The 19,644-nt window shown below is 57.7% G+C and carries 20 protein-coding genes and 1 other RNA gene; 10 read left to right on the forward strand and 11 right to left on the reverse strand.

What is annotated here, in order from left to right; translation table 11 throughout:
• Window positions 1-21: 21 nt before the first annotated feature.
• From M8T91_RS16915 to M8T91_RS16945, 7 genes are all read right to left on the reverse strand, one after another.
• Window positions 22-165, reverse strand: coding sequence for a hypothetical protein (locus M8T91_RS16915; RefSeq protein WP_301415400.1), 144 nt, complete (start codon window positions 163-165; stop codon window positions 22-24).
• Window positions 162-1,277: a CNNM domain-containing protein gene (locus M8T91_RS16920; RefSeq protein WP_301415401.1), complete on the reverse strand. Its 1,116-nt coding sequence runs from the start codon at window positions 1,275-1,277 to the stop codon at window positions 162-164. The genes M8T91_RS16915 and M8T91_RS16920 overlap by 4 nt, the downstream gene beginning before the upstream one ends.
• Window positions 1,274-2,329 (reverse strand): rhomboid family intramembrane serine protease, encoded by a 1,056-nt coding sequence (locus tag M8T91_RS16925; protein ID WP_301415402.1) that lies wholly within the window; start codon window positions 2,327-2,329, stop codon window positions 1,274-1,276. Before M8T91_RS16925 ends, M8T91_RS16920 begins: the two co-directional genes overlap by 4 nt.
• Window positions 2,330-2,396: 67 nt before the next feature.
• Window positions 2,397-3,632 (reverse strand): UbiH/UbiF/VisC/COQ6 family ubiquinone biosynthesis hydroxylase, encoded by a 1,236-nt coding sequence (locus M8T91_RS16930; protein WP_301415403.1) that lies wholly within the window; start codon window positions 3,630-3,632, stop codon window positions 2,397-2,399.
• Window positions 3,633-3,670: 38 nt separating this feature from the next.
• Window positions 3,671-4,912, reverse strand: a complete 1,242-nt coding sequence (locus M8T91_RS16935) for an FAD-dependent monooxygenase (protein ID WP_301415404.1) — start codon at window positions 4,910-4,912, stop codon at window positions 3,671-3,673.
• Window positions 4,913-4,982: 70 nt separating this feature from the next.
• Complete coding sequence (locus M8T91_RS16940) at window positions 4,983-6,266, reverse strand: aminopeptidase P N-terminal domain-containing protein (protein WP_301419133.1); 1,284 nt, start codon at window positions 6,264-6,266, stop codon at window positions 4,983-4,985.
• A gap of 68 nt (window positions 6,267-6,334) precedes the next feature.
• Window positions 6,335-6,889, reverse strand: coding sequence for a UPF0149 family protein (locus M8T91_RS16945; RefSeq protein ID WP_301415405.1), 555 nt, complete (start codon window positions 6,887-6,889; stop codon window positions 6,335-6,337).
• A gap of 206 nt (window positions 6,890-7,095) precedes the next feature.
• Here M8T91_RS16945 and M8T91_RS16950 point away from each other — a divergent pair, with 206 nt between their 5' ends.
• From M8T91_RS16950 to M8T91_RS16965, 4 genes are all read left to right on the forward strand, one after another.
• The gene (locus M8T91_RS16950) at window positions 7,096-7,299 is read left to right on the forward strand and encodes a TIGR02449 family protein (protein WP_301415406.1); all 204 of its coding nucleotides are present in this window, start codon (window positions 7,096-7,098) and stop codon (window positions 7,297-7,299) included.
• Window positions 7,299-7,628 (forward strand): cell division protein ZapA, encoded by a 330-nt coding sequence (locus M8T91_RS16955; protein WP_301415407.1) that lies wholly within the window; start codon window positions 7,299-7,301, stop codon window positions 7,626-7,628. The genes M8T91_RS16950 and M8T91_RS16955 overlap by 1 nt, the downstream gene beginning before the upstream one ends.
• Before the next feature lie 69 nt (window positions 7,629-7,697).
• Window positions 7,698-7,878, forward strand: a non-coding RNA gene (gene ssrS, locus M8T91_RS16960) — 6S RNA.
• Window positions 7,879-7,903: 25 nt separating this feature from the next.
• Window positions 7,904-8,482, forward strand: coding sequence for a 5-formyltetrahydrofolate cyclo-ligase (locus tag M8T91_RS16965; protein ID WP_301415408.1), 579 nt, complete (start codon window positions 7,904-7,906; stop codon window positions 8,480-8,482).
• Window positions 8,483-8,573: 91 nt separating this feature from the next.
• Here the strand turns inward: M8T91_RS16965 and M8T91_RS16970 are convergent, their stop codons facing one another.
• A complete protein-coding gene (locus M8T91_RS16970) occupies window positions 8,574-8,711 on the reverse strand; it encodes a hypothetical protein (protein WP_301415409.1) in 138 nt (45 codons plus the stop codon).
• A gap of 243 nt (window positions 8,712-8,954) precedes the next feature.
• The gene (gene ilvA / locus M8T91_RS16975) at window positions 8,955-10,469 is read right to left on the reverse strand and encodes a threonine ammonia-lyase, biosynthetic (RefSeq protein ID WP_301415410.1); all 1,515 of its coding nucleotides are present in this window, start codon (window positions 10,467-10,469) and stop codon (window positions 8,955-8,957) included.
• 192 nt (window positions 10,470-10,661) lie between these two features.
• Between ilvA and rpiA the strand changes: the two genes are divergently transcribed.
• The 3 genes from rpiA (at window position 10,662) to M8T91_RS16990 (ending at window position 12,568) form a co-directional block, all read left to right on the forward strand.
• Complete coding sequence (gene rpiA, locus M8T91_RS16980) at window positions 10,662-11,333, forward strand: ribose-5-phosphate isomerase RpiA (RefSeq protein WP_301415411.1); 672 nt, start codon at window positions 10,662-10,664, stop codon at window positions 11,331-11,333.
• A 15-nt stretch (window positions 11,334-11,348) separates the two neighbouring features.
• On the forward strand, window positions 11,349-11,975 hold the full coding sequence (locus tag M8T91_RS16985; protein ID WP_301419135.1) for a transglycosylase SLT domain-containing protein: 627 nt from the start codon (window positions 11,349-11,351) through the stop codon (window positions 11,973-11,975).
• A 215-nt stretch (window positions 11,976-12,190) separates the two neighbouring features.
• Window positions 12,191-12,568, forward strand: a complete 378-nt coding sequence (locus M8T91_RS16990; protein WP_301415412.1) for a DUF4168 domain-containing protein — start codon at window positions 12,191-12,193, stop codon at window positions 12,566-12,568.
• Between the two features lie 40 nt (window positions 12,569-12,608).
• Here M8T91_RS16990 and M8T91_RS16995 read toward each other — a convergent pair whose 3' ends face one another.
• A complete protein-coding gene (locus M8T91_RS16995) occupies window positions 12,609-12,923 on the reverse strand; it encodes a helix-turn-helix domain-containing protein (RefSeq protein ID WP_301415413.1) in 315 nt (104 codons plus the stop codon).
• Window positions 12,924-13,208: 285 nt separating this feature from the next.
• Here M8T91_RS16995 and M8T91_RS17000 point away from each other — a divergent pair, with 285 nt between their 5' ends.
• Window positions 13,209-14,237, forward strand: a complete 1,029-nt coding sequence (locus M8T91_RS17000; protein ID WP_301415414.1) for an AraC family transcriptional regulator — start codon at window positions 13,209-13,211, stop codon at window positions 14,235-14,237.
• Between the two features lie 293 nt (window positions 14,238-14,530).
• Here the strand turns inward: M8T91_RS17000 and M8T91_RS17005 are convergent, their stop codons facing one another.
• Window positions 14,531-15,772 (reverse strand): OmpA family protein, encoded by a 1,242-nt coding sequence (locus tag M8T91_RS17005; RefSeq protein ID WP_301415415.1) that lies wholly within the window; start codon window positions 15,770-15,772, stop codon window positions 14,531-14,533.
• Window positions 15,773-16,160: 388 nt separating this feature from the next.
• On the opposite strand from M8T91_RS17005, the gene M8T91_RS17010 reads away from it, so the two are divergent.
• Window positions 16,161-17,369 (forward strand): acetyl-CoA C-acetyltransferase, encoded by a 1,209-nt coding sequence (locus M8T91_RS17010; protein WP_301415416.1) that lies wholly within the window; start codon window positions 16,161-16,163, stop codon window positions 17,367-17,369.
• Window positions 17,370-17,379: 10 nt separating this feature from the next.
• On the forward strand, window positions 17,380-19,533 hold the full coding sequence (locus M8T91_RS17015; RefSeq protein WP_301415417.1) for a 3-hydroxyacyl-CoA dehydrogenase NAD-binding domain-containing protein: 2,154 nt from the start codon (window positions 17,380-17,382) through the stop codon (window positions 19,531-19,533).
• Window positions 19,534-19,644 lie beyond the last annotated feature (111 nt).

A 19,644-nucleotide genomic window follows, 5' to 3' on the forward strand; every position in this document is an offset into this window, starting at 1 on the left:
CTGCGCGGCAGATCTGCTCGGTTAGCCCTGCGGCCACCGGGACTTAACCCTGCCCAGATCATTGTTCACCGCCAAAGATTCCGCCGGGGCGCTTGCGAAGACAGAGGGGAAGTCCGGATCGGGCAGGTCCCCCAGGGAGAGCCGGGACTGACTGGGGAAAATCATTTGTCGGAATGATTCCGCCCATCGCCGGTGTCCTCGGTGTCTTTCTCCTGCTGGGCTGATTCATCCACCTTGAGACCATACCTCTTCGAGCGCCAGCGCCACAGCCGCTTGGCCAGTTCCTGTCGGTCCGGCGTTTTGTCGGCCTCATCGACGATTTCCTCGCCGAGTAGCGTCTCCAGCAAATCCTCCAGGGTCACCAGCCCCTCGAGGCTGCCGTACTCATCCAGAACGGCACTGATCTGTACCCGCCGCGACAACATTTTCTGGAAAGCCTGATAGATGGTGGCGGTTTCCGGCAGCATCAGCATATCGCGGCGGTATTCGGCCAGTTTCCTGTGCCGCTCCCCCTTGGCATAGGCGAGCAGCAGCTCCTGCTTGAGTACAAATCCCACCACACAGTCGGGGTCGCGATTCTCAAAAACCGGGATGCGGGAAAAACGGCCTCTCTCCACCTCCTCGTAGGCTTCACCCACCGTCTCATCCTGGGGCAGGGAAAATACCACGGTGCGCGGTGTCATCACCTCCCGCACCGAGTGATCGCGCAAGGTAAAAAACAGGTTGCGCAATATATTCGATTCGCGTGGCTCCAACTGCCCCTCCGCCTCGCCGATCTCCGCCATGACCGCAAACTCGTCGCGGCTGAAACCTGTCAACGTGGGGCCGTGGGTGAGACCGCGGGTCAGCCACTCCGACATTTTCACAAACGGATACAGCAACCACACCAGAGTACGCAGCACGAAAGCGGTAAAAGGCGCCAGTTGACGCCAGTAAATCGCGCCCAGGGTTTTGGGGATAATTTCGGAGAAAACCAGGATTAACAGGGTCAGGATCGCCGAGGCAATGCCCAGGTACTGACTGCCGAAAACCTCTGCAGCCTGGGCACCGGCGCCCGCAGCTCCGACAGTGTGCGCAATGGTATTCAGGGTGAGGATAGCGGCCAGAGGCGCATTGATATCCGCTTTGAGTTTGCGCAACAGTGCTCCAGCCCTGTGCCCCTTCTGCTCCAACAGGCGCACATAAGGTGTGGTGACACTGAGAATGACCGCCTCGGCGATGGAACACAGAAAGGAGAAACCGAGAGCAATCAGGATATAGGTGATTAAAAGACTCATAATTTACCGGCAACAGTGGCATCAGGGTTGAATTCTCGCGCACCTCCCAAGGCACAGTAAACCAGGGCAATCACCAGTCCGCTGAGAAAGCCACCGATATGCGCGGCATTGGCCACACCCACGCCGGTAAAGAAAGTCACAATGCCCAACGCACACAGGAGCAACCAGATCAGTGCCACAGCCGGGATACCATAGGGAACATCCCGCCACGCGGGCTGCCAGCGCTGTATCACCACTACGGCGCCCACAAGCGCGTATACCACACCGGACATACCGCCAAAGCGGACCTGCGGTTCCCACAGATACTGGGACACATTGGAGATAACGGCCCCGAACACGACCAGGGCGGCAAACGCCAAACTCCCTGCGCGGGCCTCCAGGGGCCGGCCCAGTATCCAGATGCCCAGGGCGTTGAACAGGGCATGGGCCAGGGAAAAGTGCACCATCGCCGGGGTGATCAGGCGCCAGTACTCCCCCCGCTGCAAATGCAATGCCAGGGAGGAGTGCACAGACAGGGGGCTGCCACTGTGATTCGGGGTGATCAACAGGGCATCTGCGGAGTGATTGGCCAAAAGAACCCAGCCGAGGAAGCACAGGGCAATCAACACCAGGCTGACCGGGGTCCGGACCAGGGGGAAAAACGGTAACACCGGGCTTGCCGGTTGCAACCCGGCCGGCTGGTTTCCGGTGTGGTTTTCAGGGCCTGACTCCGGTGCCTGTGGCGGCTGTACCCCGGTCTCACCGGGCCCGGAGCGATCGCCGGGCGCGACGCGCTGCAACTGTACCTCATCGAAACTGATCTCCCCTGCCTCCCAGCGCTGCAAAAGCGGCTTGAGTATTTGCCCGAGGTGATCGTCAACCGTCAGCAATAACTGCCGGTTTTTTTCCTCGACGATCCGCAGCGGCAATTGGTAGCGCCGGATAAAACCGACCAGGGCACCGAGATCTTTTGAGAGGGGAAACGAGTAAACTGCAATCCACTGGCTCAATTGACAAAAACCTTTTTTATAGTCCCGCCACAGGCGCGCCCAACGCCAGCGCGACGCCTTCAAGCGGGCGCCCCCGCTGGCCTGAAGAAAGTGCGGCGGCGCAAATCGACAATGCGCCAGTGGGCCCTCACTACACCGCCATAGCCCGCAAGATGATCCGTTTCTTTAACATGGGGCTGGCGTCCACCATATTCAAACCGGTATTGCGCAGCCAACGCCAGTGCAACTGCCCGGCACCAAAAAGCGATTTGAAAGCGCTCATGGCCTTCAGGGTGGCGGCATTGTCTCCGCGACGACGGCGCTCATAGCGCGCCAGTACCGATGGGTGGGCGGGTTCCAGTCCGCGCGACAGAGCGCGATCAATCTCATCACCCAGCACGCGCACATCCTGTAATCCCAGGTTGACGCCCTGCCCCGCCAGGGGGTGGATACTGTGGGCGGCATCCCCTACCAGGACGGCTCCCGGGCCCTGATAGCGCTCCGCATGGCGGGCGCGCAGGGGGAAGGACAGACGCTCAGTGACGGATTCCACTTTGCCGAGCCGGCTCTCGAAGGTTTTTTCCAGGTTCAGGGCAAAGGCCCGGTCGTCCAGCATCAGCAGTTCCCGCGCCAGTTCGTTGTCCGCCGACCAGACCACGGCACAGTGGTTGTCATCACCGAGTCCGGCCAGGGGCAAAAAGGCCAGCGGGCCTGTCTTTAAAAAGCACTGCCAGGCGGTGTGGCGGTGCGGCTTTTCACAGCGGGCCACACACACCAGGGCAGTCTGGTGGTAATCGGTGTCCTGGCAGCGGATATGCAACAGGTCCCGCACCCTGGAGCGGACCCCGTCCGCGCCGACCAGAAGCCGTGTGCGCACTATCTCGGGCTGCTCCCGCAGCCCCTCCAGCGCATTGACCTGGTCACCACGGGATTGCAGATGCCAGAGCCCGCAATCGCGCCACCAGCTCTCCAGGCAAAAGCCGTTGACCAGCTCTACATTGGGCAGTGCCTCCAGGCGCGAGCGCAACGCATTCACAATCACAGTGTTCTCGACGATATGGCCCAGGTTGGGCAGTTGCACATCGCGGCTCGTAAAGCGCACAGAGCCGGTACCGTCGGCATCCCAAACGCGCATCTCCACATAGGGGCAGGCGCGCGCCGCGGCGATCTCCCCCCAGGCACCCACCTCCTCGAGCAGTTCGCGGGAGGCCTGGGTGAGCGCCACCACGCGGGACTCGTAGTGCTGTGCCGGTTTGGGTGCGGTTTCCGGAGCGGACTCCAGCAGCGCCAGGCGCATCCCCGGGTGGCGCACTGCCAACAGTGCAGTCTGGGCCATGCCGACCATGCCGGCGCCGACAATGGCGAAATCCAAGCGGTGTCTATTCATAGCAAACCCATTGCGCAGTTGTGCCGATCGGGGCACCGTTAAAGCCCAAATCCCGCCGCCTGACGCACAAACGCCGTGCGCAGAGGCGGTACCAGTGTCAAACCCAGCATGCCCATTTGACGCAGGCCCTGCAGCACTGGGTTCGATGCTGCGAACAGGGCCGGTATACGATCGCTGAAGCCAACCGTCAGCTGCTGGTCCAGACGACGGCCACGACCATAGGCCGCCAACCTCTGCAACTGCGACGAAGATCCCTGTACCGGCCTTTCGCCTGCCATCGCCTGTGCCAGACCGTAACAGTCACGCAGGGTCAGGTTGAACCCCTGTCCGGCCACCGGGTGCAGAAAGTGTGCACAGTTGCCGATCAACACTACATTGCGCCGCCACTGCTCCCGCGCCAGGGACAGGCTGAGGGGGTATGCTTGCAGGGACCCCATACGCACAAACCGCCCTGCTCGCCAGCCAAATGCCCGCTGTGCCTGCTGCAGCCGCTGGCGCTCGGACAATGCACACAGCGCTTCGGCATCCTGTTGCCCACAGACCCAAACCAGAGCCGCGCGATACAGCCCGTCCCGCTGTGGCAGTGGCAGCAGGGCCATGGGACCGTCAGCGGTGAACCGCTCGTGAGCAACCCCACTGTGGTCCCGCTGTAGACCAACAGTAGTGACCAGCGCCCGCTGTTGGTACTTTACTGTGTCAATTTCTATACCCAGCTGTCGGCACAGGGGGGAGTCAACCCCATCGGCGACCACCAGCAACCCGGCGGTCAGGCGACGCTCAGCGTATTCCTCGCCGGCGCGCCAGCGCAGGCTCGCGCCCCGCGCGCCCATGCAAACCGTTGTTACCTGGGCCGGGGCAACAAGTTTGACCGATGTGTCAGCCAGGGCACTGTGCAGGATAGGCCCCAGGGCTGCATTCTCAATCACTGCCCCCAGCATACCCTCGAAGCCTGCCCACTGCTGTTCACCGGCAGCGAGGCAAGCGCCAAACGCCTGGCCGCGGTCGCTCACCTGAATACGCTGAATGGGGGCGCTGTATTCACGCAGGGCGGGCCAGAGACCCAGCTGTTGAAACAACTGCAGGCTGCCCGCGGCTATCGCCGTGGCGCGGGTATCGAAACTGGGTAACCGGACGCTGGCTGCAGCATCCGTCAGGGCGCTCTGCTCCAGTAAGACCACACGGAGTTGTGGGCAAAAATGCGACAGCATCAGTGCCAGGCTTGCACCGGCCATGCCACCGCCGACAATAGCCACATCGGTTCGCTGGTGAGGCTCGTTCATGAAGCGTTTCCCCCGGGCCAGGCGCCCCACAGTCTCTGGGCCGGCAGGCACAAAAATAGCGCATTAAACATTAACGGGTCATTAGGTCCCCGCCGTGGCGCATGGTGTACTCAATCTCTGCCACGGCCCTGGGAGCGGAGGCGGACAGGACCTGCACACCGTCACGGGTCAGGGCGACATCGTCCTCGATTCGAATGCCAATTCCGCGAAAGTTCACAGGGATACGCTCGTCATCCGCAGGCACATAGATGCCGGGCTCAACAGTCATTGCCATTCCCACCTCCAACTGGCGCCAGGCGCCGTGTACGCGGTAATCCCCGACATCGTGCACATCCATACCCAGCCAGTGGCCGACGCGGTGCATATAAAAGCGCTGGTAGTCACCGGTTTCTATCAGACCGTGCACCTCGCCGCGCAATAATCCCAGATCCACCAGGCCGCGCGTAATCACTTCCACGCTGGCAGAGTGGGGGTCATTCCAGTGATTGCCTGCCCGTACCTGATCAATTGCCGCCTGCTGCGCCGCCAGAACGATGTCATAAAGAGCCCGCTGCGCACCGCTGAAGCGACCGCTGACCGGGTAGGTTCTGGTGATATCGGCAACATAACCGCGATATTCACAGCCGGCATCCACAAGCACCAGATCCCCCGCCTTTAATTGCGCACGATTGCTGCAATAATGCATCACAAGGGCGTTGCGGCCACTGCCGATAATGGTGGGATAGGCGGTTTCCCGTGCCCCGCTGTCCACAAAAGTGTGTAACAGTGTTGCCTCCAGGTGGTATTCATAGAGCCCGGGCTCACAGCGCGCCATGGCGCGGCGGTGTGCATCGGCACTGATGTTTGCGGCTTTGGCCATCAGGCGCAATTCCCGGGCACTTTTTATCAGCCGCAGTTCCCGCAACGGATAATCCAAATCCACCGTATCCGGCACACCTCTGTTGCCCGGGGCCGCATCAATGGCCTGCAGATAGTTGCGGATGCGCCTGTCCAGATGGGGATAGCGCCCCATGGGGAAATAAATACGCCCGCAGCCCTCCAAAAGCCCTGGCAAAATATCGTCCAGATCTCCGATGGGAAAGGCGTCGGCCAGACCGAGGTGTTCGGCGGCGCTTTCGGGCCCCAGGCGCGGGCCGTCCCATCTCTCCCTTGCCGCATCTTTCTCCCGACAGAACAACAGGGTTTCCCCTCGCACACGCCCCGGCACCAGCACCAGCAGTGCTTCGGGCTCAGCAAAGCCGGTCAGGTAGAGAAAATCGCTGTCCTGGCGAAAGGGAAAATAGGTATCGCGGGAGCGCAGTTGTTCACTGGCGGAGGAGAGAATCGCCAGGCTGCCCGGTACCAGTTCGGCCATCAGCCGGGCGCGGCGGCGGGCATATTCCGCTTTGCCAATGCCCTCTGCACTTTTCACCTGGCTGGGTATCAGTGCACGGTAGGGCCATCGCCGGTTTGGCCCGCCTGTAACTCGGTGAAGATATTGAGCACTGCAACCCGCACATACTCCTGCAGCTCCATCAATTGCTGTTCCGCCTCTTCCCCCTCCTCGACATGATCCGCATCCACCTGCGAGATCGCGCCGATATCTTTCAGGGCTTCCTCACTGGTAGGCATTATTTCTACCCCGGTACCGCCGACACCAAAACCGTGTAAAAAACCCGCGCACCAGTGGCCCAGTGCCAGCGTTCGTTCGACAATATCCCCATCCTCGCAGAGTACCAACTGAAAGGAAAAGGCGCTGTCACCCAGTTGTTTTCGGCTGCCCTCCGCCAACTGCAACAACTCCCGGCTCAGGCCAGCAGGCACGGTCTCCAGGTCGAGCATTTCGGCCAGCTCGCGCTGCCAGCGCTCCTTGTCCGGTTTGGCCCCTGTCGCCAGCACACCACAGATAAAACCGTGTAACTCACTGGGGTCCGCGCGGCTGCCAGCCGCGAGAATGGCATTGGCGAGAAGCGCAAATCGGCTGGTTTCAGAGGTCATGCATAGCGCACCGTTTTTTCCCAACCGGGATGCAGTCAGCACACTGCGACTGCAGTGCCAGTGCAAAGGCCGGGCATTGTCGGAGAATTTTGTGATTGCCCGCGCAGGTGGAGCGATTGACCCACCATATCGCCGGCCATATAGTAGCGTAAACCCTCGCAGTCTGTCGTGTTGCGAGTCCGATGTCGACCTCAAATGCAGGAAATATGGATAAGCTGCGCGCGTTAGAAAGCACTGTGGATGCACTGATCGCCCGCTGCCAGCAGCTGGCCAGTGACAATCGTGAACTGCGTCGGCAGGAAGCTGACTGGCTGCGCGAACGCCAGCTCCTGATAAAAAATACCGAAACCGCCCGCTCGCGGGTCGAAGCCATGATCAATCGTCTCAAGGGGCTAACGCAGGATTCCTGATGGCTGACTCTGCCCAAACTCCCGAAACCGTCACTGTCTCCATTCTTGACAAAGAGTACCGGGTCGCCTGTTCGGAAAGTGAGCGCGCCGGGCTGCAGGCCTCTGCCCGTCTGTTGCACGAGCGCATGTCACGTATTCGTGCCTCCGGTACAGTTATCGGCATTGAGCGTATCGCCGTCATGGCGGCTCTGAATATTGCCCACGAGCTGATCCAGGCAAAAGCGGAATTGGGCCGCATCCCCCTGCAAGAGGAAATGCTCGACCGGCTCAAAGATAAGGTGCAAAACGCACTGGGAGAGATAGACTCCCCGCAGGAGTCCCAGCCATAATGGCCTGTGTCTCGGGGCAAGGTTTACATTTTCAGTTAACAGCCTCGCCACTCCCGGTTATACTTACTCCATACCCTGGGGTGCTGGCCAGCAGACTTTGTCCTTGAGCCGATAATCTTACCCTGGTGGTTTCCAGCGAGTGCTGGTGTGCAGGTCCGCCGTGCAGCGGAAAGCCTAATGTACTCCGGATACCACCACCTTGAACCTTACGGTTCAAGGCCCCGTCTACAGCCGCACACTCGGGGTTCCCTATTCTCTCCAGTCACTCCCCACAGATGAGCGAAAACAAAACGCAACTGCGCCGCCGTATGCGTGCGGGGCGACGGGACCTGAGCGCTTACCAACAGCGCCTGCACGCCCGCGCGGCCATTACCCTGTTAAGCCGCCTGCCGCAAATGAGGCGCGCGCGGCATATTGGCATTTACTGGCCCATTGACGGTGAACTGGATATTCGCCAGTTATTGCAACGCTTTCGTGCAAAACACTTCTACCTGCCGGTGCTACCGGTGGAATCGCAGCCACATCTAAGGTTCAAACGCTGGCATGGGGAGACACTTTCTTTTCGCAACCGGTTTCATATTCCCGAACCCGCAGCCGGTCCCTGCCGCGCACCGAAGTTACTGGATCTGGTACTGGTTCCCCTGGTGGCATTCGACCCGAAGGGGGCCCGCCTGGGCATGGGTGCGGGCTTTTACGATCGCACCTTTGAACACAAGCAGTTATTGCCCGGCGCCGGTCCGCAATTGATTGGTACCGCCCACCAGCTACAGTGCGTTGAGCACCTCCCCACAGATAACTGGGATATCCCCCTGGATCTGGTAGTGACAGAAAAACGTATCTATCGCTGTCGATAACCCCTGAGCAGCCAGATAAAAAAAAGGCCGGGCACACAGTGTGACCGGCCTTTCTTCTCAGTGCGCGAGCAGAGCGCCCCCCGGCATCAGCCTAGCGGGTAACCACTCCCTGCTGCAGAGCAGCTGGTGGCTCCGGCTCCGAGGCAAAAACCCCGGACAAGCCACTGGTGCTCAACAGTACGCCCGCGACAAAGACAATCACAGCGATTGTCAGCGCATCGGGTTTCATTGGGACCATCCTGTACGATCAATTTTGTTGTTATAGGTGCTTCGCCCCGCATATGACACAAGCCACAGCAAAAGTTCCACAACCGGAGAAGATACTGAAGATTCGATGGAATAGTAACCGTTTTCTGCCCATTTTATGGGGTTTTTGTCGCATTTTTACACAAAGAAACCCACAAAAAGTAACTCCCGGTCGGCGCAACCATTCTTGTCAAAAGCTTTTACTCTACCTGGTTCGGTGCGGGACTCAGTTGGCCAGAAAGCAGGCATAGGCCGGGTTCTCTGTTTCATCCCAGAAGGGGAATTGCAATTGCTGCAGTACCTCCAAAAGCGCGCTCCGGGCAGCTGGCGCAACCTGCAGCCCAACCAGAACCCTGCCATAGGCAGCACCGTGGTTGCGGTAGTGAAACAGGGTAATATTCCAGCGCCCCGCCAAGTGTTCAAGGAATGTGCGCAGGGCACCTGGCCGCTCGGGAAATTCAAAACGATATACGACTTCATCGCGCAATCCCGGCACCCGGCCACCCACGAGGTGGCGGATATGCAATTTGGCCATCTCATTGTCGGTGAGATCAGTTACCCCATAGCCGCCCACTTCCAGTTTGCCGATCAATCGCTGTCTGTCGTCATCGGCACTCACCTGCAGACCCACAAAGATATGGGCTTCCTCGTCACTGGCATAGCGGTAATTAAACTCGGTGATGGCGCGATCTCCCAAATCCCGACAAAAGCGCAGGTAGCTGCCGGGGCGCTCGGGTATGCGCACCGCGAGCACCACCTCGCGCTTCTCACCGATTTCCGTGCGCTCGCTGATATAGCGCAGCCGGTCGAAATTGAGATTGGCCCCACTGCACACCGTGGCCAGAGCGGCGTTGCGACACCCGTTCTGACCGGTAAATTTCTTCAACCCCGCCAGCCCCACTGCACCGGCTGGCTCGGCGATGGAACGGGTATCTTCAAAGATATCCTTGATGGCGGCACAAATCTCGTCAGTGCTCACAGTAATCACACCGTCCAGGGTTTCACTCAGCACCCGGAAAGTCTCCTCGCCGATCTCGGCTACGGCAACACCGTCGGCAAACAGTCCCACTTGCGGAAGGCGTACCCGTTTACCGCCTGCCAGAGCGGCTTTGAGGCAGGCGGCGTCCTCGGGCTCAACCCCGTACACCCTGGTCTCCGGTCTCACATACTTGATAAAGGCGGCCATACCCGCAGCCAGCCCGCCTCCACCTACCGGAATAAATACGGCTTTCAGCTCGCCGGGGTGCTGGCGCAGCATTTCCATGGCCACGGTGCCCTGGCCCGCGATCACATCGGGGTCATCATAAGGATGGACAAAGACCAGGCCCCGCGCCTCAACCAGTTGCCGCGCACGCGCAGCCGCCTCGTCAAACGTATCCCCGTGCAGCACCACCTCAGCACCGCGCATACGCACCGCGTTGACCTTGATAAGTGGAGTTGTCTTTGGCATCACAATCGTGGCGCGCACCCCCAGTTGTGCGGCCCCCAGAGCCAGGCCTTGTGCATGGTTGCCCGCAGAGGCGGCGATTACCCCGCGTGCCCGCTGCTCCGGCGGCAGTTGCAGCAGTTTGTTATAGGCACCGCGTATCTTGAAGGAAAATACCGGTTGCAGATCCTCTCGCTTAAGCAAAATACGGTTGTTGAACCGGTGGGACAACTGGCGCATCTGCTGCAATGGCGTCTCGGTAGCGACATCATAAATGCGCGCGTCTAAAATGCGCTTGATATAGGACTTGGGCATAGCGTGTTTCGGTAGCCGTTGCGTATCATTACTTTGCGCGACTCAGGGGGAAGGGAGCTGCAGACGCACACCTTCGGCAGGCCAGTCTAAGCCCTTGCAAGCACATTTGCCATAAATTTTACGATATTGCGCTTTTTTATATCAAATAATATAAACAAGCCCGATATAATTGCTGAGGAAATTATCCTTAAGATGACCCAGGATGAATTGAAGCTGGCTTCCGCGCGCGCGGCTGTCGACTATATCGCCCCACACCTGGAAACCGGCTCCATCATCGGTATCGGTACCGGCTCTACAGCGAACTTCTTTATCGATCACCTGTCAGGGATCAAGGGCAAATTCGACGGTGCTGTGGCCAGCTCCGAAGCCTCCGCCGAGCGACTCAAATCCCACGGTATTCCGGTTTATGAGCTGAACTGTGTCGACAGTATCCAGTTCTATGTGGACGGTACCGATGAGGTCAACCCGACACTCGAGCTGATCAAAGGGGGAGGGGCGGCTCTGACCCGGGAGAAAATAGTCGCAGCCTGTGCCGACCTGTTTATCTGTATTGCCGATGAGAGCAAGTGGGTCGAGACACTGGGGGCGTTTCCACTGCCGGTGGAAGTGATTCCCATGGCGCGCGCGCTGGTAGCCCGCGAGTTGGTAAAACTGGGGGGAGACCCTGTGTATCGCCAGGGTGTGATCACGGACAATGGCAATGCAATCCTGGACGTGTATAACCTAAAGATCCACCAGCCCATTGACCTGGAAGAGACGATCAACAATATCACCGGGGTAGTGACCAACGGCATCTTTGCCAGGCGCCCGGCAGACCTGTTGCTGCTCAGTACCGGCACAGGGGTAAAAAACATCACCGGTTAACTGTGTTCTATGGCTATGCGACAAAACAGGAAAAAGGGGATACTGGCGGTATTGATGACCGCCGCGGCACTGTGTATCGGCTGCGCAACCAGCCCACCGGATAATCCCGATGACCTCTGTTCCATCTTTCGCGACAAGAAAGGCTGGTACGCAGACGCCAGGGGAGCAGAGAAAAAGTGGGGCTCACCAATTGCAACCATGATGGCAATCCTGCACCAGGAGTCCCGCTTCGTATCCGATGCCCGCCCACCCCGCAGCAAGATACTGGGCTTTATCCCCGGACCGCGCCCCTCGGACGCCTATGGCTACGCCCAGGCCCTAGGTTCCACTTGGCGCGATTATCAGCGCTCCACATTCAGCTATGGGGCGGATCGCGATGATTTCGGAGACGCTGTCGACTTTGTCGGCTGGTATAACAATACCAGTGCGCGCCGATGCCAGATCCGCTCGAATGACACCTACCATTTATACCTGGCCTATCACGAGGGCCACGGCGGCTTTAACCGGCGCAGTTTTAAAAACAAGACCTGGCTCAAGCAGGTCTCCCAAAAAGTATCCGCACAGGCACAGCACTATCAGCAACAGCTCAATCGCTGTGAGTCGTCCCTGAACAGGCGCAAGAAGCTCTTCGGCCTTTTTTAAGCTCCAGGTACTGCCGGCAAAAAAACCGTGCCTGGCGGGTAATTACACAACAGGCTCCCTGAAACTGGCTACCCTAAAACTAATGTCCCAGAACTGAGGCCTCGGCCGCCTGCCAGTTCCCCCCACCGACTCGTGTATGAAGCCGGTAGCCCTTACGTGACGCTGGGCGCTCCCCCAGACAAGCAAAAGCGTCCACCGACCTTCTGGAGAGCCCAATGAAGTTTTTTTCAACCTTCCTCGCGCTATCTGCCCTGCTGCTCACCGTGCCGGTTTCCCTGGCGCAACCTGCAGCGCCACAGACAGAGGTATCGAAAGTCTCTTTCAGTGAACCTCAACTCAAACAGTTTGCGGAAGCCTATCGTGCAATTGTGGTGTTGAGCCGCGAGTACGCGCCCAAACTCAAGGCTGCCAGCGATATTCGCGAAGCAGAGGCCCTCAACAAGGAGGCCCAGGGCAAAATGGTCGCGGCGATTGAAAAAACAGGACTGTCGAAAAGCAAATACCAGGAAATCGCCAACAGCATCAAATCCAATCCGGCTTTACTGGAAAAGGTCAACAAACTCCTGCAACAGCCCCAATCACAACCGCAATAGCCAATCCCAGCGGCACGCCACAGTCACCGGGTGTGCCGTTTTAATCCAGCGTAACCTCCAGTAACCGGCAAATAGCCGGCAAATTGCGTTTCACCCAATCTCTGTCAAAAGAGCCCCAGTCGCACAGCCGATAGTAGCCATCATTGTGGCGTACGCCTTCCTGGATAAACGTTACCCTGGTGCCATGACCAGGCAGCCCCTTGGCGATGATGTCTTGTATAGTACGCCGCGGCCAGCCGGTAGCCGCCTCCAGTGCAGGGTTGTTTGGGCGGGGAATCTGTTCGATTAAATACGCAATCAACATACGCCGACAGATCGTCGGGTTCAACTGCGCTTCAATGTGTGCTGACGGCATGCAACTACTCCTTCAGAACCAGGTTACTTGAATGGCCAACCCATATGACTTGCAGGTCTAAGCAATAAACGAACAGCGGGCCCCAGGCCACAGACTTTTACACAACAACCACAACAGCACCAGACAAATTCCAGCTTATCCGTACTGCCCAGCGGACTTGTCCCTTTCTGACACTCGGCGGCAATAAACCTGACTTTCTCACGCGCTTTACGCATAATCCCGCTTGCATCTGATAAAACACATGCGCCATACACCATATTATTGAGGGTTGAGAGAGTGGAAAGCGTGACACCCAACCTCCGTGAAACGGGCCCAGGGATCCTCGCCGCTGCAGTGCGCGCCCTGCTGGCCGGCGCTCAAGCAGCAGGACTGGACTGCCAGCAGCTGTTGCGTGACAGTGGCATTGATCCCGCCCGGCTCGATAACCCGGAGGGCCGCATCGGCCGGGAAGAAGTGGCCAGCCTCCTGCGCCTGAAGTGGGATCTGTTGAACGACGAGTCCGGTGGCTTCCTATTACGCCCCTGGCTACCAGGCACCTTCGCCATGATGGGCCACGCCTGTATCAGCTGCCCCAACCTGCACCGGGCCTTGTTGCGTTCCGCGCGCTTTATCCACATGGTCAGCGACGATCTACAGATCAGGCTGGTGGAGGACGGCGAGGAGGCCCACCTGATCTTTCACCACGGCAACGAAAAGAAGCTGCCCAACCAGATTTTTGTGGAGTCCATCGCGGTTATCTGGCTGCGCTTTTTCAGTTGGCTGATCGACCGCACCATTCTGCTGGAGCGTGTGTTGTTGGCATTCCCACCACCGGACTACAATGAAGACTACAGTGATATGTTCCCCTGCAGACACTATTTCAACCAGTCAGAGACCTGCCTGGTTTTCAGCACCCGCTACCTGCAGCTGCCTCTGGTACGCGATGCGCAACAGCTGGCGGAGTTTTTGTCCCGCGCACCGGAATGCCTGCTGACCCAATATAAGTCTGACCGCAGCTTTACCGGCCGTATACGCCGTATGCTGCAACAGCAAAACAGTATTGAAAATCTTTCCCTGGATGATGTTGCAGCGCGCCTCTATACCTCCCCGCAAACGCTGCGCAGACGTCTCAAGGAGGAAGGCAACAGCTGGCAGGACATCAAGGATTCCGTACGCCGCGATATGGCGGTTTACCAGTTAAAACAACAGGAGACTGCTGTTGCAGAAATCGCCGAGCGACTCGGTTTTTCCGAACCCAGCGCTTTTAATCGCGCCTTTAAAAAATGGACAGGGCTCGCTCCCGGTGCCTACCGGGAGAAATTCCGCAACTATTAATCCTATAAAAAACCATACCCCGTAACTCTCTGTTGGTTTTGTTCGGGGTATACCGGCGCAACGGTGTAATTGCACATTTTCAGGACATCGGCCATGGGACCAATGGAAAAACACACCAGGAATTTTTAGAGTTCGTACAAAAAAATACTCAATAAAGGATTAAATACCCTATTTCGTAGCCACGCTGTTTTATCCAGTCCACAACTAAGTGCCAACTGAATAATGGTACTGAGACCGCTTAAATTAAGTCGAAGTATCTTATAAAAACCCCCTCTTGGTCGACCAATCCAGCATTACTGAAAAGTCACCACCCTTACGCTGATCTGCGGGTTCTTTAAGGACGGGTTTTCCACTCCACCGGCCATATCTTCTCCCTCCGACCTGGCAGAACCCATACCGATGGCCGTGATGCGGTCGGCGGCGATGCCTTTTTGCAACAGCATTCCACGTACCACATCCGCACGCTCCTGCGAGGTTTCCTGCTCCGCAATCTCATCTCCCTGGCCTTTCACGTGACCCTCTATGGCAATTGTAATCTTGGGGTTCTCCTGCAGAATCTTTGCTAGGGCGTCGATATCCGGTGCCGAGGAATTGACAATCCTGGCCGTGCGCGCCTGAAAATTCACCTGCATGGGAAATTGTCGGTTTGGCTCCCGAGCACTATTTTTCAGATACTCGCGCAGTTTGCCGGCAAAATCATCAGATCCCGAGTCCGCCTGAGCGTCACCATTGGCCAGGGGGGAGTCGCCCACCGGCTCCGAGGGGGACTCCATAAAGGCAGATTCCTCCGGTGTCATTGAAGGCTCCTGCTCCGCCATTTCATCTTTTCCTTTCTTCATGCACATGTTCAACGCATACAGCACCACCAGTATCACCAGTAGAGGAAAAAACCAGCTGCTGAAACTCACAGGCTTGCGCTTTTTTCCAGAGTGGCGCAATGCCTCGGGCCGCGGCTCCTGGGGCTTGGCATGGCCGTGTGTCACCAACGATGCACCCAGTTTGTCAAAATCCGGCACATCGAAGACGTTTAAAAGGCCTTTGGGTATTTTATCCCGGATGAATTCCCGCTGGCCGATAAGAAGTGAGGCCAGGTCAGATAGATCCATTTTGTGGAGTCTCACCTGCTCACCCAACAGCGAAGTTGCCAGTACCACTGTCGCATTGAGCAGTTTATTGCCGCTCCCGCCATCCAACGTAGTAGCGGTCAGTTCCGCCGCTGCTTCGGTTCGGGTGCCAAACACTTTCTTGAGCATTTCTGCGCCATTTTGTTGAATGGCCTCGAATTTCTCCGGCTCTGTAAAACTCTCTGATAGAGAGGACAAGTCCAGTTCACCGGCGTCACTGATCATATTGAACAGGTAGCCCATTCCAGTTTTACTACTGGCTCTGTTCAGCATTCCAGCCAGAACCGTTGCGAGGCCGGTATCCAGGGCAGCCTGACTTTTTTCAATCGGAATGCCCAATGCCTGGGCCAGAGAGTCAATACCTGCAGCACCCATTTTGCCCGCCGCCAGATCCAGTAGATTTTCCACCATAATCAAACCTCCCTGCTTGCCTGCTTATCCCACATCCAGAAGACGGTATTGCTTTATTCCTCCCGGATGGGAAGGTATGCGCAGATTGAATATTTATCGTGTATTTTAAAAGCCAGCTTATACACTTGGGGGGAACCTGTGACCGGCATTACAAATTTAGCCGCCAAAAATATCGGTCCGGCAGCAAAAATAACAAGGCTCTTTTGGGAATGTACGTCAGCCCGGCCGCCCGGTGAGGTTGAATTAAAATAACTGCCCCAATCCGCCTTCACCCGATAAACTATCTCAGCCAATACCGGCGTCACCACCGCTGGCGCCTTTTATCATTGCACCGGCCACATACACGATTAAGGTTATATCCGCAATCCGCAATAGAGAGGCCCAAACCGTGCCCACAGAAGCGTATATCTACGATGCCATTCGCACCCCCCGGGGAAAGGGGAAACCCAGTGGCGCCCTGTATGAAGTCAAACCCATCACCCTGCTCTCCGATTTATTGTGCAGATTACAAGACCGCAATTCCCTGGATACCGCCAGCATCGATGACGTGGTTATGGGGTGTGTGACACCCATTGGCGGGCAGGGCGCGGATATCGCCAAAATTGCAACACTGGCCGCGGGCTGGGACTGGGATATCGGTGGGGTCACCCTAAACCGCTTCTGTGCCTCAGGCGCCGAATCTGTCAACCTGGCCGCTGCCAAGGTGCGCTCCGGCTGGGAGCACCTGATCGTGGCCGGCGGGGTGGAATCCATGTCGCGGGTACCCATGGGTTCCGATGGCGGCGCCTGGGCCATGGACCCGCGCACGGCCATTGATACCGGCTTTGTCCCCCAGGGAATCGGCGCCGACCTGATCGCCACCCTCGGCGATTTCTCACGGGAGGATGTGGATCGCTTTGCACTGACATCCCAGCAAAAGGCAACGGCCGCCTGGGATCGTGGCGCCTTTGCCAAATCGATCGTGCCCGTGCGGGACCAGAATGGCCTGCCGATCCTCAACCGCGACCAACTGGTGCGCCCGGATACCTCCATGGAAGCGCTGGCAGACCTGAAGCCCGCTTTCGCCGGTACGGGAGACCTGTGTTTCGACAGTGTTGCCATCTCCCGCTATCCCCAGTTGGAAAACATCCACCATGTCCACACCGCTGGCAACTCCTCAGGTATCGTCGATGGTGCCGCAGCCGTTTTGATAGGCAGTGAGCAGGCCGGGCGCGATCAGGGACTGGTACCGCGAGCGCGCATCGTCTCCGCCGCAGTCGTCGGCACCGAGCCCACCATCATGTTAACCGGACCTGCACCAGCTGCACGCAAAGCCCTGAAATTCGCCGGATTGACCGTTCAGGATATTGATCTGTACGAGGTTAATGAAGCCTTCGCAGCGGTAGTCCTGCGCTTCCAATGCGAACTGGATATTGATCCGCAAAAGCTGAATGTGAATGGTGGCGCCATCGCCATGGGCCACCCCCTCGGCGCAACCGGCGCCATGCTGATAGGCACAGTCTTGGATGAACTGGAGCTGCGGAAATTGCGTTACGGCCTGGTGACGCTATGTGTCGGTGGCGGTATGGGCGTAGCAACCATTATTGAACGGGTGTAGGGGAAAAATCATGAAATCCATTCGCTTGGAAAAAGACGGAGACAATATTGTCCATCTGATTATGGACAATCCAAACGCCTCGGCAAATGTGATGGACCGGGATTTTACCAACGCCCTGCAGGATACAGTTGAGCAACTGAAACGGGAAGACTATGCGGGAATTATCCTGCGTTCGGCCAAAAAGACGTTTTTTGCCGGCGGCGATCTCAAATCCATCTATGCCGCGCAGGAAAATGAAGCCGAAGCCTTCTTTGCCTCCTGCGAATCCCTCAAGGCCAATTTGCGCTGGCTGGAAACCCAGGGAAAACCCGTGGTCGCGGCAATTAACGGCGCTGCCCTCGGTGGTGGCTGGGAGATCGCGCTCAGCTGCCACCAGCGCATCGCCCTGAACGCACCTTCGGTAAAAATCGGGTTGCCGGAAGTGACCCTGGGCCTGCTGCCCGGCGGTGGCGGCTGCGTACGTATGCCGCGCCTGCTCGGTATTCAAAGCGCCCTGCCCTTTTTACTTGAAGGCAGGCAGGTACGCGTCGAGCAGGCTCTGAAATCCGGTCTTATCCAACAAATCGCCAGCGATACAGAGGAGCTATTGACCTTGGCACGGGCATTTATCCTGGCCAATGGTCACCACCGGGTTTTACAACCCTGGGACCAGCCCGATTTTCGCATGCCTGGCGGGGATGCCAGTGACCCCGAAAATGCGCAATTGCTTGTGATAGCACCCGCCATGCTGGAGAAAAAAACCAAAGGGTGCCTGCCTGCCCCCGAGGCAATCCTGGCCACTGTGGTGGAGGGGGCCCAGGTGGATTTCGAGACCGCCACCCGTATCGAATCCCGCTATTTTGTCAAACTGGCCTGTGGGCAGGTGGCAAAAAACATGATCGGCACCTTTTGGTTTGCCCTCAACGAATTAAAAGCCGGTGCCTCCCTGCCCCAGGAAGCCCGCCAAGTGGAGACAACCCCAATCCGCAAAATCGGTATTCTCGGCGCGGGCATGATGGGCTCTGCAATCGCCTACATCTGTGCCAATAAAGGGGTTGAGGTGGTGCTCAAGGATATCTCCATGGAGGCGGCACTGAAAGGCAAAGCGTATGCAGAAAAATCCCTGCAAAAACGCCTGCAGCGCGGTAAAACTGACGAGGCCCGTATGCAGTCGGTATTATCCCGTATCCAGGCCACCGACAGTGCTGCTGACTTGGGCGGTTGTGAACTGGTGATTGAGGCAGTTTTCGAAGACCGGGCACTCAAGGGCAAGGTCACTGCTGAGGCCGAAGCCCAACTGGGTGACAGGGTCGTTTTTGCCTCCAATACCTCCACCCTGCCGATCACCGGCCTGGCCAAAGCAAGTGCGCGCCCCGACAACTTTATCGGCATGCACTTCTTTTCTCCCGCTGACAAAATGCCCCTGGTGGAAATTATTTGCGGTGGGGAAACCAGTGCATGGACCCTGGCCCAGGCCTTCGCCTTTGTGCTGCAAATCGGTAAGACACCCATCGTTGTCAACGACAGTCGCGGTTTTTTCACTTCCAGAGTGTTCGGCTGCTTCACCAACGAGGGCATTGGGATGCTCAGCGAAGGCGTCAATCCCGCCAGTATCGAAAATGCCGCGGCCCTGGCGGGCTTTCCGGTGGGGCCGCTGGCAGTGAGTGATGAAGTTTCCCTGACCCTGATGGAGAAGATTCGCCAGCAGACCACCAGCGATTTGCTGCGCGAAGGCAAAACAATACCCACGCACCCGGCCGATGGCGCAATAGATGAAATGCTGGCGCTGGGGCGTCCCGGCAGGGCCGCGGGCGGCGGCTTTTATAGCTATCCAGAAAATGGCGGAAAGCATCTATGGCCCGGTCTGCAAAAGGCATTTTCCCCGGCCAGACAGCTGCCAATGGCGGATGTGAAAGAGCGCCTGCTGTTTATCATGGCCATAGAAACACTGCGTTGCTATGAGGAAAATATACTGCGCAGTGTGCGGGATGCCAACATCGGCTCAATCTTTGGTATTGGCTTCCCACCCTGGACCGGCGGCGCCCTGCAATATATCAATCAATACGGGATTACTGCATTTATCCAGCGCGCCCAACAGCTGGCCAGGGCCTATGGCGACAGGTTTTCCCCGCCGGCTTTGTTGATACAGTTGGGAGAGTCACAGCAAATTCTGACCGATAAATAGTTATCGCAAACCTTTCTCAGGCATGGATAGCGATGGTTTCACAGGCAATTCACACTCAGGCATTTCCGGTGTGAACCCATAAATGCACAGTTTCAGATAATAACAAGGCAT

Source organism: Microbulbifer sp. MI-G, from assembly GCF_030440425.1.
In the GTDB taxonomy this organism is placed as follows: Bacteria; Pseudomonadota; Gammaproteobacteria; order Pseudomonadales; family Cellvibrionaceae; genus Microbulbifer; species Microbulbifer spongiae.

Coding starts and splice junctions, on each gene's coding strand:
- M8T91_RS16915 (WP_301415400.1), bottom strand. CDS start 165: ATGATTTTCCCCAGTCAGTCCCGGCTCTCCCTGGGGGACCTGCCCGAT.
- M8T91_RS16920 (WP_301415401.1), bottom strand. CDS start 1,277: ATGAGTCTTTTAATCACCTATATCCTGATTGCTCTCGGTTTCTCCTTT.
- M8T91_RS16930 (WP_301415403.1), bottom strand. CDS start 3,632: ATGAATAGACACCGCTTGGATTTCGCCATTGTCGGCGCCGGCATGGTC.
- M8T91_RS16935 (WP_301415404.1), bottom strand. CDS start 4,912: ATGAACGAGCCTCACCAGCGAACCGATGTGGCTATTGTCGGCGGTGGC.
- M8T91_RS16940 (WP_301419133.1), bottom strand. CDS start 6,266: ATGGCCGAACTGGTACCGGGCAGCCTGGCGATTCTCTCCTCCGCCAGT.
- M8T91_RS16945 (WP_301415405.1), bottom strand. CDS start 6,889: ATGACCTCTGAAACCAGCCGATTTGCGCTTCTCGCCAATGCCATTCTC.
- M8T91_RS16950 (WP_301415406.1), top strand. CDS start 7,096: ATGGATAAGCTGCGCGCGTTAGAAAGCACTGTGGATGCACTGATCGCC.
- M8T91_RS16955 (WP_301415407.1), top strand. CDS start 7,299: ATGGCTGACTCTGCCCAAACTCCCGAAACCGTCACTGTCTCCATTCTT.
- M8T91_RS16965 (WP_301415408.1), top strand. CDS start 7,904: ATGAGCGAAAACAAAACGCAACTGCGCCGCCGTATGCGTGCGGGGCGA.
- M8T91_RS16970 (WP_301415409.1), bottom strand. CDS start 8,711: ATGAAACCCGATGCGCTGACAATCGCTGTGATTGTCTTTGTCGCGGGC.
- ilvA (WP_301415410.1), bottom strand. CDS start 10,469: ATGCCCAAGTCCTATATCAAGCGCATTTTAGACGCGCGCATTTATGAT.
- rpiA (WP_301415411.1), top strand. CDS start 10,662: ATGACCCAGGATGAATTGAAGCTGGCTTCCGCGCGCGCGGCTGTCGAC.
- M8T91_RS16985 (WP_301419135.1), top strand. CDS start 11,349: ATGCGACAAAACAGGAAAAAGGGGATACTGGCGGTATTGATGACCGCC.
- M8T91_RS16990 (WP_301415412.1), top strand. CDS start 12,191: ATGAAGTTTTTTTCAACCTTCCTCGCGCTATCTGCCCTGCTGCTCACC.
- M8T91_RS16995 (WP_301415413.1), bottom strand. CDS start 12,923: ATGCCGTCAGCACACATTGAAGCGCAGTTGAACCCGACGATCTGTCGG.
- M8T91_RS17005 (WP_301415415.1), bottom strand. CDS start 15,772: ATGGTGGAAAATCTACTGGATCTGGCGGCGGGCAAAATGGGTGCTGCA.
- M8T91_RS17015 (WP_301415417.1), top strand. CDS start 17,380: ATGAAATCCATTCGCTTGGAAAAAGACGGAGACAATATTGTCCATCTG.